Annotated in this window: 23 protein-coding genes; 16 read left to right on the forward strand and 7 right to left on the reverse strand. The window is 53.7% G+C overall.

Annotated elements, in window-relative coordinates; all coding sequences use genetic code 11:
• Positions 1-81: 81 nt before the first annotated feature.
• From V8Z74_RS14655 to V8Z74_RS14670, 4 genes are all read left to right on the forward strand, one after another.
• Positions 82-801, forward strand: a complete 720-nt coding sequence (locus tag V8Z74_RS14655; protein ID WP_349709806.1) for a nuclease domain-containing protein — start codon at positions 82-84, stop codon at positions 799-801.
• Between the two features lie 124 nt (positions 802-925).
• Positions 926-1,480, forward strand: coding sequence for a hypothetical protein (locus tag V8Z74_RS14660; protein WP_349709808.1), 555 nt, complete (start codon positions 926-928; stop codon positions 1,478-1,480).
• Positions 1,481-1,484: 4 nt separating this feature from the next.
• A complete protein-coding gene (locus V8Z74_RS14665) occupies positions 1,485-1,952 on the forward strand; it encodes a hypothetical protein (protein WP_349709809.1) in 468 nt (155 codons plus the stop codon).
• A gap of 116 nt (positions 1,953-2,068) precedes the next feature.
• On the forward strand, positions 2,069-3,493 hold the full coding sequence (locus tag V8Z74_RS14670) for a site-specific integrase (protein ID WP_349709952.1): 1,425 nt from the start codon (positions 2,069-2,071) through the stop codon (positions 3,491-3,493).
• A gap of 39 nt (positions 3,494-3,532) precedes the next feature.
• Here V8Z74_RS14670 and V8Z74_RS14675 read toward each other — a convergent pair whose 3' ends face one another.
• Positions 3,533-3,688 (reverse strand): hypothetical protein, encoded by a 156-nt coding sequence (locus V8Z74_RS14675; protein ID WP_349709810.1) that lies wholly within the window; start codon positions 3,686-3,688, stop codon positions 3,533-3,535.
• Positions 3,689-3,765: 77 nt separating this feature from the next.
• On the opposite strand from V8Z74_RS14675, the gene V8Z74_RS14680 reads away from it, so the two are divergent.
• The 5 genes from V8Z74_RS14680 (at position 3,766) to V8Z74_RS14700 (ending at position 7,119) form a co-directional block, all read left to right on the forward strand.
• A complete protein-coding gene (locus V8Z74_RS14680; protein ID WP_349709811.1) occupies positions 3,766-4,125 on the forward strand; it encodes a hypothetical protein in 360 nt (119 codons plus the stop codon).
• Between the two features lie 72 nt (positions 4,126-4,197).
• Positions 4,198-5,532 (forward strand): ParB/RepB/Spo0J family partition protein, encoded by a 1,335-nt coding sequence (locus V8Z74_RS14685; protein ID WP_349709812.1) that lies wholly within the window; start codon positions 4,198-4,200, stop codon positions 5,530-5,532.
• 346 nt (positions 5,533-5,878) lie between these two features.
• Positions 5,879-6,100: a hypothetical protein gene (locus V8Z74_RS14690; protein ID WP_349709813.1), complete on the forward strand. Its 222-nt coding sequence runs from the start codon at positions 5,879-5,881 to the stop codon at positions 6,098-6,100.
• Positions 6,101-6,220: 120 nt separating this feature from the next.
• Positions 6,221-6,505, forward strand: coding sequence for a hypothetical protein (locus tag V8Z74_RS14695; protein ID WP_349709815.1), 285 nt, complete (start codon positions 6,221-6,223; stop codon positions 6,503-6,505).
• A 95-nt stretch (positions 6,506-6,600) separates the two neighbouring features.
• On the forward strand, positions 6,601-7,119 hold the full coding sequence (locus V8Z74_RS14700) for a hypothetical protein (RefSeq protein WP_349709816.1): 519 nt from the start codon (positions 6,601-6,603) through the stop codon (positions 7,117-7,119).
• A gap of 236 nt (positions 7,120-7,355) precedes the next feature.
• Here V8Z74_RS14700 and V8Z74_RS14705 read toward each other — a convergent pair whose 3' ends face one another.
• The 4 genes from V8Z74_RS14705 to V8Z74_RS14720 form a co-directional block, all read right to left on the reverse strand.
• Positions 7,356-7,655, reverse strand: a complete 300-nt coding sequence (locus tag V8Z74_RS14705) for a hypothetical protein (protein WP_349709817.1) — start codon at positions 7,653-7,655, stop codon at positions 7,356-7,358.
• Between the two features lies 1 nt (position 7,656).
• Complete coding sequence (locus tag V8Z74_RS14710; protein ID WP_349709818.1) at positions 7,657-8,949, reverse strand: Y-family DNA polymerase; 1,293 nt, start codon at positions 8,947-8,949, stop codon at positions 7,657-7,659.
• A 12-nt stretch (positions 8,950-8,961) separates the two neighbouring features.
• Positions 8,962-9,393: a LexA family protein gene (locus V8Z74_RS14715; RefSeq protein WP_349709819.1), complete on the reverse strand. Its 432-nt coding sequence runs from the start codon at positions 9,391-9,393 to the stop codon at positions 8,962-8,964.
• A gap of 64 nt (positions 9,394-9,457) precedes the next feature.
• Positions 9,458-9,760, reverse strand: a complete 303-nt coding sequence (locus V8Z74_RS14720; RefSeq protein WP_349709820.1) for a hypothetical protein — start codon at positions 9,758-9,760, stop codon at positions 9,458-9,460.
• Between the two features lie 314 nt (positions 9,761-10,074).
• On the opposite strand from V8Z74_RS14720, the gene V8Z74_RS14725 reads away from it, so the two are divergent.
• Together V8Z74_RS14725 and V8Z74_RS14730 are read left to right on the forward strand one after the other, a co-directional pair.
• On the forward strand, positions 10,075-10,542 hold the full coding sequence (locus V8Z74_RS14725; protein ID WP_349709822.1) for a hypothetical protein: 468 nt from the start codon (positions 10,075-10,077) through the stop codon (positions 10,540-10,542).
• Positions 10,543-10,813: 271 nt separating this feature from the next.
• Entirely contained in the window at positions 10,814-11,134 is a 321-nt protein-coding gene (locus V8Z74_RS14730) for a hypothetical protein (protein WP_349709823.1), read from the forward strand.
• 68 nt (positions 11,135-11,202) lie between these two features.
• Here the strand turns inward: V8Z74_RS14730 and V8Z74_RS14735 are convergent, their stop codons facing one another.
• Complete coding sequence (locus V8Z74_RS14735; protein WP_349709824.1) at positions 11,203-11,367, reverse strand: hypothetical protein; 165 nt, start codon at positions 11,365-11,367, stop codon at positions 11,203-11,205.
• Between the two features lie 94 nt (positions 11,368-11,461).
• Here V8Z74_RS14735 and V8Z74_RS14740 point away from each other — a divergent pair, with 94 nt between their 5' ends.
• The 5 genes from V8Z74_RS14740 to V8Z74_RS14760 all read left to right on the forward strand — a co-directional run bounded on the left by V8Z74_RS14740 (position 11,462) and on the right by V8Z74_RS14760 (position 14,217).
• Entirely contained in the window at positions 11,462-11,842 is a 381-nt protein-coding gene (locus V8Z74_RS14740; protein WP_349709825.1) for a hypothetical protein, read from the forward strand.
• 143 nt (positions 11,843-11,985) lie between these two features.
• Complete coding sequence (locus V8Z74_RS14745) at positions 11,986-12,603, forward strand: hypothetical protein (protein ID WP_349709826.1); 618 nt, start codon at positions 11,986-11,988, stop codon at positions 12,601-12,603.
• Between the two features lie 11 nt (positions 12,604-12,614).
• Positions 12,615-13,124, forward strand: coding sequence for a hypothetical protein (locus tag V8Z74_RS14750; RefSeq protein WP_349709827.1), 510 nt, complete (start codon positions 12,615-12,617; stop codon positions 13,122-13,124).
• A 197-nt stretch (positions 13,125-13,321) separates the two neighbouring features.
• The gene (locus tag V8Z74_RS14755) at positions 13,322-13,972 is read left to right on the forward strand and encodes a TRM11 family methyltransferase (protein WP_349709828.1); all 651 of its coding nucleotides are present in this window, start codon (positions 13,322-13,324) and stop codon (positions 13,970-13,972) included.
• Positions 13,966-14,217, forward strand: coding sequence for a hypothetical protein (locus V8Z74_RS14760; protein WP_349709829.1), 252 nt, complete (start codon positions 13,966-13,968; stop codon positions 14,215-14,217). Before V8Z74_RS14755 ends, V8Z74_RS14760 begins: the two co-directional genes overlap by 7 nt.
• A gap of 80 nt (positions 14,218-14,297) precedes the next feature.
• Here the strand turns inward: V8Z74_RS14760 and V8Z74_RS14765 are convergent, their stop codons facing one another.
• Positions 14,298-14,954: a hypothetical protein gene (locus V8Z74_RS14765; RefSeq protein ID WP_349709831.1), complete on the reverse strand. Its 657-nt coding sequence runs from the start codon at positions 14,952-14,954 to the stop codon at positions 14,298-14,300.
• Positions 14,955-14,957: the final 3 nt, after the last annotated feature.

Genomic DNA, 14,957 nt, shown 5'->3' on the forward strand with positions numbered 1-14,957 from the left:
AAAGGCCACGATTTTCTGAAAATTCATCAAGAGGCGGCGGCAGTTGCACTGAATGCGGTTTTCCGTATTTTGGATTGAGACATGCTCTCAAGATCAACACCCCTCAAACGCGGAACCTCGACCCTCAAGCGTTCCGCAATGAAGCCAGGAAGTGGTTTCAAAAAACTCGCTTTCAGTCCGAAAGAGATCACCGACGAGGACGGCTGGACACGGCCACTGAAGTCCACCCGTGCGCTTCCGCAACACCAGCCTCAATCAGAGCGAGTGAAAAGCGTGGTGACGATTCCTGACCCCAGTCTTTTTCGTTTGCCTACCCATGTGTCATCGGAAGTAATAGCGAAGCCCAAGACTCCCAAGTTGCGGAACTCAGCTTTGCTGGAGATGGCCGAAGGGCGCGATTGCCTACTACGCGCCCCAGGCTACCCATCCCATGATCCCGCCACCACCGTTTTCTGCCACGCTAATTGGTCAGATATGGAAAAAGGGGGAGGGCGCAAGGCCCAGGATATGTTCGGCGTCTGGGGGTGCGCGCCATGCCACTACTGGCTGGACCAAGGGCCGGCACCATATGCAACTAAGCGGCTTATCTTTCTGGTGGCCCTGGCCAAGCAGCTTGATGCTTGGAAGGTGATCGCGGAAAGTCCCAGCGAACCGGTGCGCTTCAGAAAGGCCGCGAAGTGGGCACTTGAGCATTACGGTAGTTCTGGCTTTGACATTGAAAGCAAGATGACCGAAGCAGAAGAACTGAGCAAGTTTGTTTCTGAAATTCCAGTATTTAAGCCACTGGAAATGGACAACTGAGCAGTAAAACCCTGATAGCGATGCTAACTCGCTTCTCTCCACACCCAAATGACTTTCGACCCCGTGGCGATGCATACGTTGATGCGCAAAAGAGAACCGATATCGCCCCCTGGACCGATTCTTTATGACTTCTACTGTTAACGGGAATGTGTTTCTTTCGTTTGGACCGCAATCAGCTCAGGCTCTGAGCAACGAGTGTTTGCGGCTGGGGAATCAGGCAGTCTACTGCTCCAATACTGCGCGCATGGCGGGTGCGCGTGTTGCAGCTGGAACACCTGAGGCGTTGGCGCGGCTTCGTCAGCTGCTAGCCCCTCATGCGCTTGAGGTTCAGAAACGATCAACACCCGAACTTAGCGATCACGCAAATTCGTGGCTGAGCCGTGGTGAGCGCGGTCCGGCAGCGGACAGTATTTTCCAGCACCTCACTGGCATTCAAGTGCTCAAAGGGTCCTGGGCCAAAGGCTTCCCCTACCACCCGGTGAGCACCGACGATCTTCGCCAATGCTTGGAGCTGCTCAACGAAGTGCCTGAGCTCCAAGCCAAATTTCATTTGCATATGCCATCTGCCAGCACACAGTGGGCGCAGCTTTGTCAGAAGTGGTCAACCCTGGCCAAGCTCATGGAAGACAAGAAAACGATGGCCGCACGCATTGCCATTCTGGAAATAATCCAAGGATAGAACCATGGAAGGCCAGTTCACGCTCTCATACTTGCACAAGCTTGGGCTGTGGTTCATTACTCGACACTCCACAGACGAAGGCCGCGCAGTGGCACAAACACATATGGCTGCCAGGAGTCCCATCACTGCCGTCGCATGGCTGATGATGTTCAATGGCGACAGCAGCCCCTTTCACCCCCTGCAGACACTCAAATCCTTCTGGGCGAAGGCGAACGACCTCACACCGGCTGCGGAGCCGATTGCACACTTTCTGCTGGCCTTGCATGAGCCGCTTAAGTATCGAATGAGCGACAGCCTGTTTCTACAGATGGATCAGCAGGAGCTCGACATGGCACATGCGCTGTGGGATTTCCTTGATGTCCAGGGCAACCCTCTGACCTTTTGGCTGGGACACCTGGGGCACACTGTCAACGTGAATCGTCAAATGGAGATGCTTGCTGAACGCTGGAGCATCCCGGCAGTGGCCGCGTAAAGCAAGTTCTCACGGCTTTCGCCAAGAGCTGGGCTGGCGCTGGAATGAGCTAAAGCACTTCAAATGCTTCTCAAAACTACTGCACCAAGTCCTGCTTGGTTTTTAACATGCCTGCCATGCCAAGCAGTTCGACAAAGGCCAACTCCAAAACGACCCGATACAACGCGCGCAAGAGCGCAGACAGCGCGACACAGATCCGCCTGGACCCTCGTGGCATCTTGGACCATGCCATCCAAGAACACAAAGGGGATGTGCATAAACAAGTTTCATACTTCTACAAGCACTACCCTGTGCCCGCTGCCCAGGGCCGAGCCCGAGTAGTCTCCGCTAAGACACTTACAAAGTACGTCTTGGCTACCCACATGCTGATAGACGCCTTGAAAGCGAAGGGCGTCAAGCTTCACGGTGTCAATGACCTTACAAGTCGGCACCTGCTGACGGTAATGCGGCATTGGGAGGCAGAGGGAATGGCATCGTCCTCCCTGGCAACTTACTTTTCATGCCTGAAGCGCTTTTTCGGCTGGCTTCGTGTGAAGCTCCCCTATGAAAGCGTGCACGAGACCCTGGTGGACCCGAATCGGGGCAAGCGGGCCATGTCTGCCACCACCTCTCTCGCATGGAGTGCGAAGGGCGTGGATTTTCAGTCAGAGTTGGTCAAGATCCATGAGCTTGACCCCCTGGTTGCATTGCAAGCAGAAATGGTTGCAGCTTTTGGCCTCCGTGTCATGGAGGCATGCGCCATGCGTCCGATTGAATGCGACCGAGGCAATCACCTCGCCATCACGTACGGCGCAAAGGGTGGGCGAGGGCGACAAGTGCCGATCACGAGCCAATACCAGCGCGAAGTCTTGGATAAGGCGAAACAGTACGCCGGCAAGCACAACGGCTTCCTAAGAACGAATCGGTTCACGCAGAAGCAAGCCTATCGACGCTTTTACTACATCCTGGAAAAAGCTGGTGTCAACAAGGCAGAAGCGGGGGTCTCAGCTCACGGCCTGCGCCACGAGTACGCCAATGACATCTACACCCAAGTGACGGGTGAAGCCTCGCCTGTCAATCATGGCAAGCGCGTCAGCAAAGAACAGGATCGAAAAGCGCGCAGCCAGGTCACAGAAGCACTGGGGCACTCCCGATTGGCCATCACATCGAACTACCTTGGATCGCACGTCATGATGGAGCGGGCCAACCAGAAGCGGTTAGCCAGAATGCATTCGACACTCACGATGGAGGGAGCTGCTTTGCACCTTCACCATCGTGAGATCCAGCGCGCGGCCCGACAGGAGGAACCTGGCGTAGAGCTACGGTTATTCGTCACTGGGCCTGCTGCAGACGGAAAGGACATTGTTGGCGTCCCCATAGTTCTCGCCTGCGGTCTCTACCAGCCAGGTGGTCTACCCGCTCAGCGCCAGCCAACCGAAGAGCAGCGCCAGAAACTAGCTTCGGTTTGCCAAGAGATGCTGGGGCTGTGGTGCGTCGGCCAGCTCAATGAGAGCGTGCCGAGCAATGTGTCACGGGTTGAACTCATGTTCCATGACGACTAAGGGGTTTTAATCACATTCTGTAACGAATTTAGTTTTCGGCTACAGTTCATCTGCTTTTAAACCTTCTTGGTTGTTTTTCCAACCGAGCAAAAACTTAGTTTCAGCAAAGAATCCGTAAGCTCCATGAAAGCCAATTTCCGAGCGCGCAAGCGTTACGACGCATACAAAGCGGATATTGACGTAGTGATCGCCCACTTTTCTCGCCACTGTGGCTGCTTTGTGGGAGCGACACTATATGTTTGCCTTGGCGACAAAAGATCAACCGACAGCACATGCGACGACCGCTCTTCTTAGGCATCTTGGTTTTTTGTATTAAAGTTAGTTTCATCAGTTTTTTCGCAACCACCTACCTTCTAGGAATAGTCAAAAAATACAATGCGGAACTAAGAGCTAGCTTGAACACAGGCTTGGTTGTCGATCCAAGTTGGAATCCCAACGCTTTGCTGGTCAAAGGCTGGGCTCCAATGCCACCACCTCTGTCTTTGCCCGCCTACCCAGGCTCTTTACGAGGCAACATGACTTTGCACAGAGAACTGTTGCGCGAGTTCGATGATCAAGCTGAGCTAAAACTAAGTTTGCCAATTCAATCGGCACCTGTCGATCTTCCAATCCGTCCCTTCGGGAGCGAGTGAGCGGCGGCGCAGTTGCACAGAATTCGTCTTGTGCTAAAAAATTAAGACACACTTTTAAAGGATGCAGTAGACATGAGCGTGAGTGACGTGGATTCCCCAGCCGGTGATGAGCAGGTACAACTGGTTTTGCAGCCAGATCTGACAGATGTGGTAGCTGTCTCAACATCAGAGGTAGACCAGCTGGAGTCGGATAAGGCGCAGAAGATGCTGGACTTTGATGACAGCACTATCCGCGTGTTAGGCCACAATGAAGTTCCAGTCATCATGCGCTCCACGCGCCTGAAAGCTCCACTCTCCGTCAGCCTGAACGACCTGTACATCGTTCCTGGCATGAATCCACGTCTCGACACCGAAGAGTGGGAGCAACACATCAATTGGCTGGCTGATCAGATGATCAGTGAAGGGTTTCGTGACGATTGCCCTCTGCTCGTCTTCGCCACAACCGATCCGCGCACAAACCGACCTGTGTACGGGATCATCAGTGGTGAGTCACGTTTCCACGCGGTAGCACGTGCGAACAAGCGTGGGGCTCAGATTTCGGCAATCCCTGTCACTCTGGCAGCCGAAGGCATGAGTGTCGAAGAGATGACCGTGCAATTGGCCACCTCTAACACTGGCAAGCCATTCTCCCCCCTTGAGCAAGCCATTCTGGCTCAGCGCTTTGCGAAATGGGGACGGGAGCCCAAGGAAATTGCCAATATCCTGAAAGTCTCCGTAGCCTATGTAACCCAGCTGCTCAAGATCGCCAAGGCTCCGAACAAAGTTCGCACGATGATCAAAGAGGGCGCCGTTTCGTTTGGCGCTGCCCTGGCCGCACTCAATGCCGATCCCGCAACGGCTGTCGCCACTCTGGAGCAGACTGCGCAAGCGGCAAAGGCAGCCGGAAAAAAAACCGGCACGACGAAGTTCCTGCCCGAACAGCAGGCTACGAAAGCCGCTCGTGCTTTCGGCCCCCAGATGCAGAGCTTCCTGGTGAAGCTCAAGAGCAATGAGGGTGTGTTTGCGCTCATGGACGACGAGGATCGTCAGACTCTGGATTCGATCCTGGAAGAAATCAAGAAGATGGCGGAGCGCAAGCCAGAGGACATTGCCAAGGCCAAGGCCGAGAAACAAGCAGCCAAGAAGGCTGAGCGTGAAGCCAGGCAGCAGAAGCGTCTTGAGGAACAGGCCGAAAAGACCCCGCGAAAGGGTAAAGCCCAAGCTGCAACAAAGAACCCTGGCCAAGCTCCTGACGGAGGAGTAGCGGATGGTAGTGCGGCTGATACACCGCCACAAGAACCTGCCAGCAGTGTGTCGAAGAAATCGACTGCAAAAAAGCCAGCAGCCAAGGCAGCGCCTGCTAAGAAAGCAACGGTTTCTACGAAGCGAGTGCGCGATCCTGACGCCCAGCACCACCCCGAAGACTGAAGCTTTCGCTCAGCATCATGAATAAAGGAGCCTGAGGCTCCTTTTTCATTGGTCCTTTGGTGGACGACATCCTTCCTTGCAGACAGCATGGATGCTACCGAAAAGCCGTTGCTTTTTAAGCATGGCCATCATTCGGTGCTTACCGCACAGGGTACAGGATTGTGTTGCTCCTGCTAGAGATAGCCCTCCATCCAATCTACCTACGTTGCGTGTTTGTTGAATCTCTGGCACGGAATTGCCGCTGTAGCCCATACGCGCTTTCACAGTGAATGGTGGAATAAATATAGCGATAGAAACAGACCTTTCGTCCAACTAAATTTGTGAAATTTCACTAAAAATCAGCTTTATGGAGTCTCTAAAGAAAATCTTCTGGCGTATTACCAAAGTCTTTCTCTTCATCTGCCTTGGAATTTTCCTCGTTGCTGGCGCTGGGGCCTATTTCGTAACGTCCACTGATTTCAAAGCTCGTTATGACGTAGTTCTGAAGGAGATGGCTACGCAGGAAACTCAGGCCCAAGATAAGAACAAAGTCCTTGACGAGCGCAAAAAAACGGCTACGATTAAATGACTTTGCCTTTGGCAATTTCGTAGCCTCGCGCTATCAATTCTCTCGCAAGAGAACTTCTACCACCCTATGGGTCATCATGACCCAGCAGGGGCGTGCTGACCCCTTCCATTTGGAGTCAGCATGGATATCTCGCCGGATATTGCACACTTCCTGATTCAACCTTCTTTCGAGCACTGCTTGAGCGAAAAGTCTCTGGAGATCGTTCGAACTGAACAAGTCGAACGTGGTGTCCCCGTTGTGTTTCTCGCAGGTGAACAAGCCGTTGACATCGTCACCGGCCAACTTCAGCCTAAAGAAACTTCTTCAGCAGCACGAATCTGCTATTTCCACTTTACGCGTGAGACATCACTTTTGATTGCAAAGGAGACGAGGACTCAACCCGAGTTTTTGCCTCCTTGCGATTAATGCTGCGCGCGTAATGATTCAATCCCACCCGGTAGGGCACTTGCTGCCTTACCAGGCCGGTGCTTTGCCATTTCCCTTGATAATGAGGTAAAGCTATGTTCCGTTCTTTTTCCAAACTGATCGCTATCGCAGCACTGGCAATCACTGCTACCGGATGCGCTATCAATCAACACCAGCAAGCCGGTTCCGGCGCTGTTGAGTTTGGAGTTGTCCTGCAAGCCCAGAAAGCGTCCGTTGCATCTCACGGCCAAGAGGCCGGGATAGCTGCACTCGGTGGCATTCTGGGAACTGCTTTGGGCGGCGTTATTGCCAAAGACAAGTCGTGGGGCACTCGCGCTACCGCCATGTCGATTGGTGGAGCCGTTGGAGGCATGGCCGGTAACGTCGCAGCGAAAGCTGTTGGCATGACCGAAGGCCAAGCTCTCATCGTGCTCAACGGTGATCGCCAGACAATATCTATCACTCAGCCGAATCTGAACGGCGAAGTGCTCAAGGTCGGTGACCCCATCTACATCATCCGCGAAAGCGGTAATGTCCGGGCAACCCGCATCCAGCCTGGTGACCCTCTGGGAGCCATGTTCGTTGCAGGCCTGCAAGGTAAACGCCTGAAGTAATTCGCCCCTCAAGGTGAACGCACTTTCGAACCGCATTGAAGGTGGTTCACATCAACAAAATAGCCCTGAGTCCGCGATGGATCTCAGGGCTTTTCTTTTGGAGCGTGCGGGCCGGCAGGGGGCTTCAAATCAGCAGAGGGTGCTACCGCCTCCAAAGACCTGCGTGGTGTGCAGAGAGGTGGCCCACATCGTCTTCGCCTTGAGGACATGTGTGGGTACGCCAGTGTTCGTCATGACTACTGAATATCGCGCTTTTCGGCTGCGGCCAGCGCCAGCATCATGTTGGCCTCATCAAAGACCTCTTGCTCGCGCTTCACTGCCAAGATCAGGAGAATTTCGGCATCCCTCATTGCGTCCACAGGATCGCGGAGCTTGTCATGCTCCAAGCGCTCACGAAGATAGTGACTGGTGCTGCGGTCAGCTAAAACGGCTTCCACGGCCTGCGCGTAGGTTTTATCTTGATAGAAGTCCATGCCCTTCAGAGTACCGAAGCACAGCGGATACCATGGGTCATAAACCTGCGATTGTTCGCGCATTTCAGGCAACGACCATCGGCAGCTGCGCCCAGTTCGTCATGTAGTCAGGGCACTTGTTTTGCTGGCGCTGAACCTGTGCTGTCGGCTGTGTCGAAGCCACGTGAATCGTGTGCTTTCCAAAGCGGTCATTGATAGTGTCCATAGCCGACATTAGGCGCGCAGCCCTTTCAGAGATGGGTTTCTCAAAGTCGAACGCCTCTTGCTTCGCTGCGGCCGTCTCTGGTACCAGATCGAGAAGCATCACACCAACCCTAACGATGTTGTATCCAGGCTCAAATATAGTTCTCAGCCCGTGCCTGGCCGCACTTACGATCTCGCGCGTGTCGCTTGTGAACGCCCCCAGCTCAACAACGGTCGTGCGGTAAAAGCGCGGCCCTGGTTTGAAAGGAGAGGTCATAGCGAACACCAGCACCTGTCGCGTTACGCTCCCGCGCCGTCGCATCTTGATGGCCACGTGCTCGGCAAAAGATCCAGCAATATCCACCAGAGGCTCACGCAAGCGCACAGGCTTACCTAGAGAACGCGTGCACGCCATCTGCTTTCGTGGTTGAGGCTGGCACTCAAGCGGTATACAGGCGACACCATTCAACTCCCGAATTGTCCGCTCCAGCACCACGCCAAACTGCTGGCGAGCGAAGGTCGGGTCCATGCGTGCAAGGTCGAGAGCAGACAGCACCCCGAGTTCCTCCAACCGCTTTGCATACCGAGATCCAACGCCCCAGACATCTTCAACTGGTGTACGCGACATACAGTCGGTGAGTTCATCAGGGGGCGAAGCACACAGGTTACAGAGCCCGGCCATGTGTGCAGGGTAAGACCCAGGCTTACGCCATGTTGCTTTGGAGATATGTGAGGCAAGCTTCGCCAGCGTTTTGGTGGCTCCGATCCCAGCTCCTGTAGGCATGCCAGTCCACTGCAAGATTCGGTCACGCACTCGTTGAACGCGGACAGCAGGATCTCCCGGGTAACCTGTTAGCAACGCAAACGCTTCATCAATGCTGAACACCTCCACTTCTGCGGAAAGTCCAGAGATTATTCCGTGGATTCTTGAGGAGATAGAACCATATAGTGAGAAATTCGCACTGAGGGAAAATAGATTATGCGAATCCTGCAGATGCTTAATCTGAAACCAAGGCACACCCATTTTCACACCAATGGATCTTGCCTTGGCACTTCGAGAAATTACGCATCCATCATTTGAACTCAATACCACATATGCCATATCAGCCAGGCGCGGCTCAAAAATAGCATGGCAATTAGCGTAAAAATCGGTTGCATCTAACAAGCAATACATACAAACGCCTGCTCATATAGAAAAGCCTGGAAGCGCCAGTATGGTGTGGCTAGCCACACCCCAAATAGAGATTGTTGTACCTTCTTTTGGGATGATGGGAAGATATGCTGGGTTGGCCGCTTCTAGTCGAACTTGGCCATTTTTTCGATACAAGAACTTCAAAGTGAAGTCCGACTGATTCACAGACGCTACCACTACGCGCCCATGGACCGGCTGCTCAGCGCGGTCTACAAGGACACAGCTGCCATCATAGATGCCAGCATCGCGCATAGAGTCTCCGGCGACTCGGAAGTAGTATGTACTGAGCTCGTTTCTCACAAGACGCTTGGTGAGGTTCAAGGCCGCACATGCATGGTCCTCAGCGGGGGATGGGAAGCCAGCTCGCAGAGTGCCGTCGCAGGACAGCACCCAGCAGGGGGACATGGCTAGTTGGATCGGCTGCATGATGACACTGTATTTATATACAGTGCTAGTGTACTCTACGCATCAACAGGTGTGCACCGCCAACTTAGACATAGCCCGCGTACAAGGACCTAAGTAAGTTCAGCGCTACCTGTTCAGTAGCAAAGTGAGAAGAGTGTTTTTTCATGGCCATCTCATAGATTTGGTGGACACGGGATTTTCCATGCGTCTCATCACAAAGCTTCGAAAGCCCCTCGCGTAAGAAAATTAAACTTGCTCGCGCGCCTTCCAATTGCCCCCGGGTGCTCGAATTGATTGGCAACTTGCCATCTTTGACGCACAGAATGAACTGCGCTGAATTTAAAGCGGCTTTATCGATATGATCTAAGCACGCTTGAATGTATGGCATATCGTGACTCGAATTAAGGGCCAAACTACCAAGAATTTTCCAGGAAAACTCAAAATTCTGCACAAAAGTCCTTCGAAAAAAACGACAGTCGATTATGCACAAGACTTATCTATTGGAATCATTGCACTGTTGCAATTTTCTCAATCTCTGCCATCGACTCTTATTAATACACATTAATAAAGCGCCCATCGACAGTGGCTACAAAGCAGGTAGAATGGCATTCGCATTACGCATGTGCCCTTGTGGCAACCTTACTTAAACCCATGTGGGCATCACCCACGTGGTGATGCCTGCCTTCTTAAGGACAGCATCAGATGGAAGTTTTCGAAACTCCGACCATCAACACACGTGTGTGGGCCGCGCTCAGCAAGGAGCAAGTCAATAGCTGGTCGCTCGTTGACCATGCGCAGCAATCGTGCGTGGTGGTCATTCAGCACCGGGTATTGGCCACATTCGCGTACAACCAGACTGGCGAGGACAAGCCGGAAGCATGGCAACAGGCCCGTTCCTTTGCGCGGGACAACAACCTGGTTCGCTTGGCTGTGCCGGATGCGGAATCAACATTCCTGGCATCGCGCGATATCTTCATGTACAGCAAGCTCTATGGTGGGTCAGGCGTGGCCTATGGTGAACCAGCGCAGTTGGCCAGCCAAAAGGTCCATGCAAAGGACATTGAATGGCTGGAAAAACTCGTGCAAGCCATTGGTGTGCACCGTGGCTCATATGTGCTCAACAAGCACGAAGGCTTCCTCGCTGCATGCAAGGCGGATTTGCAAAACTAAGTTTGGTCCGCTAGGATGCCAGGACTCGCTGTCACCAGCTTGTGATTCCTAGCGAATTCTTTATCTCAACCCATGTGGGCCATGATGCCCACGGGGCCATGGCTTGCTACTTCCAATAGGACAACAACCATGGCAAAAAAACCCATCGCTAAAGCGGCCTCAGCTGCTTTCCGCGCATCCCCTACCGCCAACAATCTGCCCCGTGTAGGATCTGGCGACTTCATCTCTGACTGCTACGCATTCGTGCGTGCTGCCAGCTGAAGGAGGGGACATGCTTTCCACCGGAACTCCGACCCCCACCAGCTCTCCAGCCCGTCGCCTTCTGCCGCGATTTCCGCTGGGCCGAGTGACAATGTCTGCAGCCGCTGCAGCAGTGCTTCTGGACCATGAAGACGTCATCTATGACATCTTGCGGCGTCACAGCACAGGAGACTGGGGTGACCTCTGCGAGTACGATAAAGACATGAACGAGGAAGCCCTTCAATCGGGCGACCGGCTATTTAGCAAGTACAGCGCGCTGAATCAGACGTTCAACGTTTTCACGAATGGGCATCGCTCGCATACATCCATCGAGCTACCCTCGGACTACTGATCCAACAATGAGAAAGGCCTCAGCTTCCCACAAAGGGTAGCTGAGGCCTTTTTTTGATCTGTAGGCCATTACGCTCCGCAGAAGGCTCCCGTGAGCGCTAAGACTCGCAGAGCAAGCCCGCCGAGGCCCAGGGCAACGCCGATCAAAATTGCTTGGGTATAGCTGAGGTTCAGCTGAATCGGGTCCTTGCACTTGAACGCGGGCAGCGAGGTTAGTTTCAGCAAATTGGTCATGACAACTCCTTTGGTGGAAGTGAAAAGGTAAATCCGGCGCCGCACTTGCACTGCAGGACGAACCCTGTATCTTGAATGGAGGAGGACGAATATAGTGACCGATTTGGTATCAGATTTTGATGTTTTAACAGTGACTGTGCTCTTGCCCAGCACGGAAGCGGAGCGCGAAGAGGTGTTCAGTCACATTGCCAACAACGGTGACTTGCACGGCTGCATGGCGCTGGGTGCGATGCACGGCAACGCCATCAACTTCTTTCGCGCAGTACATGCACTACAGGACCATGAAGAGGCAGAGCACATTGTCCGACGACTGAGCGCCGAAAACGCGCTGCAGATCCGCAATGCTTTGGCGAAGCGCGTGAGCGCCACCACGCCGGCCAGTGAGACGGCTCATCCCCGGCAAAGCACAGGGCAATTCAAGGTGGCATTGATGATGTTCGCCCTTGGCTTCCTTGCCTGCTACAACTTCTTTTAGGACTTTCTTGTGGCGCTGCTGAGCACCAGTTAAACTGCTCCCACTTCGCTTTGGCGCAGTCGTGTGCTTGGCACACCTTTACTCCCACCCCAACGGGCATCAACCCCGTTAGGAGTTGGTGCCTGATTCCATAAGGCATCAACATGAATGAAATTCAACATCTGAAGATCGGGTTCTCTTCATTCGCTGCAGGCATTGAAGCTGGCCCCGAAGCCGAACGGCAAATCGAAGAGCTCCAACGCTCCTACTTGACCTTTGCAAAGGTCCAGCGTGGCGAAGAGGCATCCTGGGAACTGATCCGTTCCAACATCAACTGGCTCTCCATCGGTTCTATGATGAGGTACCGCGCCGGTCCCGTTTACGAGATCGAAAGCGGAGCACGTCTCTATCACGGCAAGCGCATTAACGCCGAGCGTTACCTGGACTACTACGACGCACTGCCCAGTGTTTGCATTTCCCAGCTCCCAAGCTATGGGCTGCAGGCCTGGATGATGTTTGATAGTCTCCAGGAAGAGATGGAGCGCAAGAGCGCCCAAGGCATTGAATTTGCAAGCGCTGTGACCTATGAAGTCGAAGGCTGCGAGCAAGTGAAAGCCGAAGTGCCATTGACATCTGCTAAGCAGATTTTTTATTTCCTGAACAGCTACTGCCGTGGCAAAGAGATTCGCCTCCTGCTGGGACGCGAAGGTCTAGAACAGGCAACACCAGCACCACTGGTCGATGCACTGCCGCGCTACACCGAAACGCTCTCGCTGTTTTAAGGAGAAAAAGAATGTCTAGTCAGATCTACTACGAACATGCTGTGGTCCGCGTGCCCGCTGAATTTTTCGGTGCATCCGAAGATCAGTTCCTGCAATTGACGCTCGATGGTGACTCCAGAACGTACAACTGGAAGGATCAGCGAGTAAGGAAGTGGCATGTACATTCCTTTGGATCTGCCGACGAGCTCATCGCTGGCGCGATTCAACACGGCTACTACTTTGAGGGTGGCATGTCTGCCTGGAAGAACAACGGCACCTCTGGTTACCTGAAGCCTCAGCAATGGATTCGCAAAGTGCGTAACGCAATTGCCACGGCAAGGGAGTGGCTGCCAGGCACTAGCCTCCTAATGGTCAGCCCAACGGCAGTCATCACCCTGAAAGGGGTTGGCGACATGATTGGAAAGACTCAAGCAGAGCTGGCGCAGGCTATGTACGAACACTCCAAGGCTCATGCCAAGGAGGGTGCTGACTGGCCTCGCTACTGGCACCTCGTGAAGGCCTATGGACCTGACGAGCGATAGCCCACAATAAAGAGACCCCGAGCGCGCACATGCGCAATCGGGGTCTTTTTCTTTGGCTAGGTGACTTGCCAAGCTAAGCAGCAAGAAATACCATCGCGACACTGTTCGCAGTTGTGCCCTCGCGGCATCTTTCACATCAACCCAGTGGGGCACATCCTGCTGGATGGTTGCTCCATGATTCTCTATGAGGCAACCATATGAATTCCATCATCTCCTATCCTGATCGCGGCCCCTGGGGTGACGCTAAATGGCGAGGCAACATGAGTGGCCACGTTATGCGGGACTTGTTCCTGCAGTTGAAGCCACAGACGTTCGTTGATTGCATGGTCGGCTCTGGTACATCCGTGCAAGTGGCCAATGAAATGGGCATCCTCGGTGTAGGCCTGGATCTACATCAGGGCTTCAATGCCGTGAACGACTCCATCCTGAATGCAGTGGGTTACCAGAGTGATCTCGTTTTCTCGCACCCTCCCTACGGCTCGATGATTCGTTACGCGGGGCATGTGTGGAGCGGGGCTACGGAAGCGCAAATGGCAGCCGATCTCTCGCAATGCAGCAGCGATGCTGAGTTCCACGAGAAGATGCAGGCGGTCTTGCTCAACCAGCGCGATGCCACCAAGCCTGGCATGTTCTACGGCACGCTCATCGGCGATTACCGCCAGAACGGGCGATATGTGTCTTATCAAGCTGAAATGATCGCACGCATGCCTAGCGACGAGCTCGCGGCCGTGATCATCAAAGCCCAACACAACTGCACATCAGACTCGCGTTCTTACGCGAATTTGAAGCTCCCTCGCATAGTTCATGAGATGCGATTCTGTGGCAAAAGAAGTCGCAGCCAGTGCTGATTCTCTTGGGCAATCTGGCCAGGGAACAAGCCGCACGGGTCAAGGCGACTTGGAAGGCTGTGATCAATCTCGTGCTGCAGCGCCTTGGTGGCAAAGCTGACCTGAAATCGATCTACGATGAAGTGGCGAGGGCTGCTCCAGAAAAGATCGCTGAGAACCCCTCGTGGAAAGCGAAGTGCCGACAGGTCCTCAACTCAACAGGGCGTTTCACGTCTACTGAGCGGGGTGTCTGGCAGTTCGCCTGACACTGACATCAAAAAAGGCCTCTGGGTATCCCCAGAGGCCTTTTTTTTGTACAGATGTGGAACTTAAAAGCGCGCGCTGTTTAGACATGCCAGCCCGAAAAGTCCGGCAGGTCACGACGCTTGATCGTGTATCGCACCTTAGAGCCAACAGAGAAGTCTGATCTGGCTGCATAACGGATGCTTGTGGTCGCAGCAGCAGCCAGCTGCCGATGAAAGACTTTTGCAGTGGGTTCAGTCGAGGACGGGATTTTCAACTTTCGTATCTGAGACGTTAGATGACCTTGCAAGTCAAGGCCATCGGCACCACCAACTACGACAAATTTGACTGTCCCAACGCATCCCCGTATGAATTGCGAATGCGCAGCCTGCATGGCCGGGCCAAACAACGTAGCTGCCACGAAAAATCCCTCATCGTCATAGCCAGCACCTGCTATGCCCACTTTGAGCCGTTCCATCGCGACAGGGTCATCTACTCGCGGAAGCAAATTGCCTGCAGCGATGACGGTTGCATGGATCTGGTCGCGCCATTCATCGGCAGACTGGGCATTGCAAGAGCTGAGAACTTGTCTCGCGTACGAAGAGGCGTCCACGACACCAGACAACCCCAGAGTTAACGAAGGGTTCAGCACGTCCCATTTGACTGCGTCTTCAGTTATGACTTCGCCGGGATAGGAGACTCGTCCATCAGCAACCAGCACCACCGCATCATGTAGAGCGTAAGCAACTAATACGGTCATAGG

The organism is Comamonas sp. w2-DMI, assembly GCF_040187735.1.
GTDB lineage: Bacteria > Pseudomonadota > Gammaproteobacteria > Burkholderiales > Burkholderiaceae_C > Comamonas > Comamonas terrae.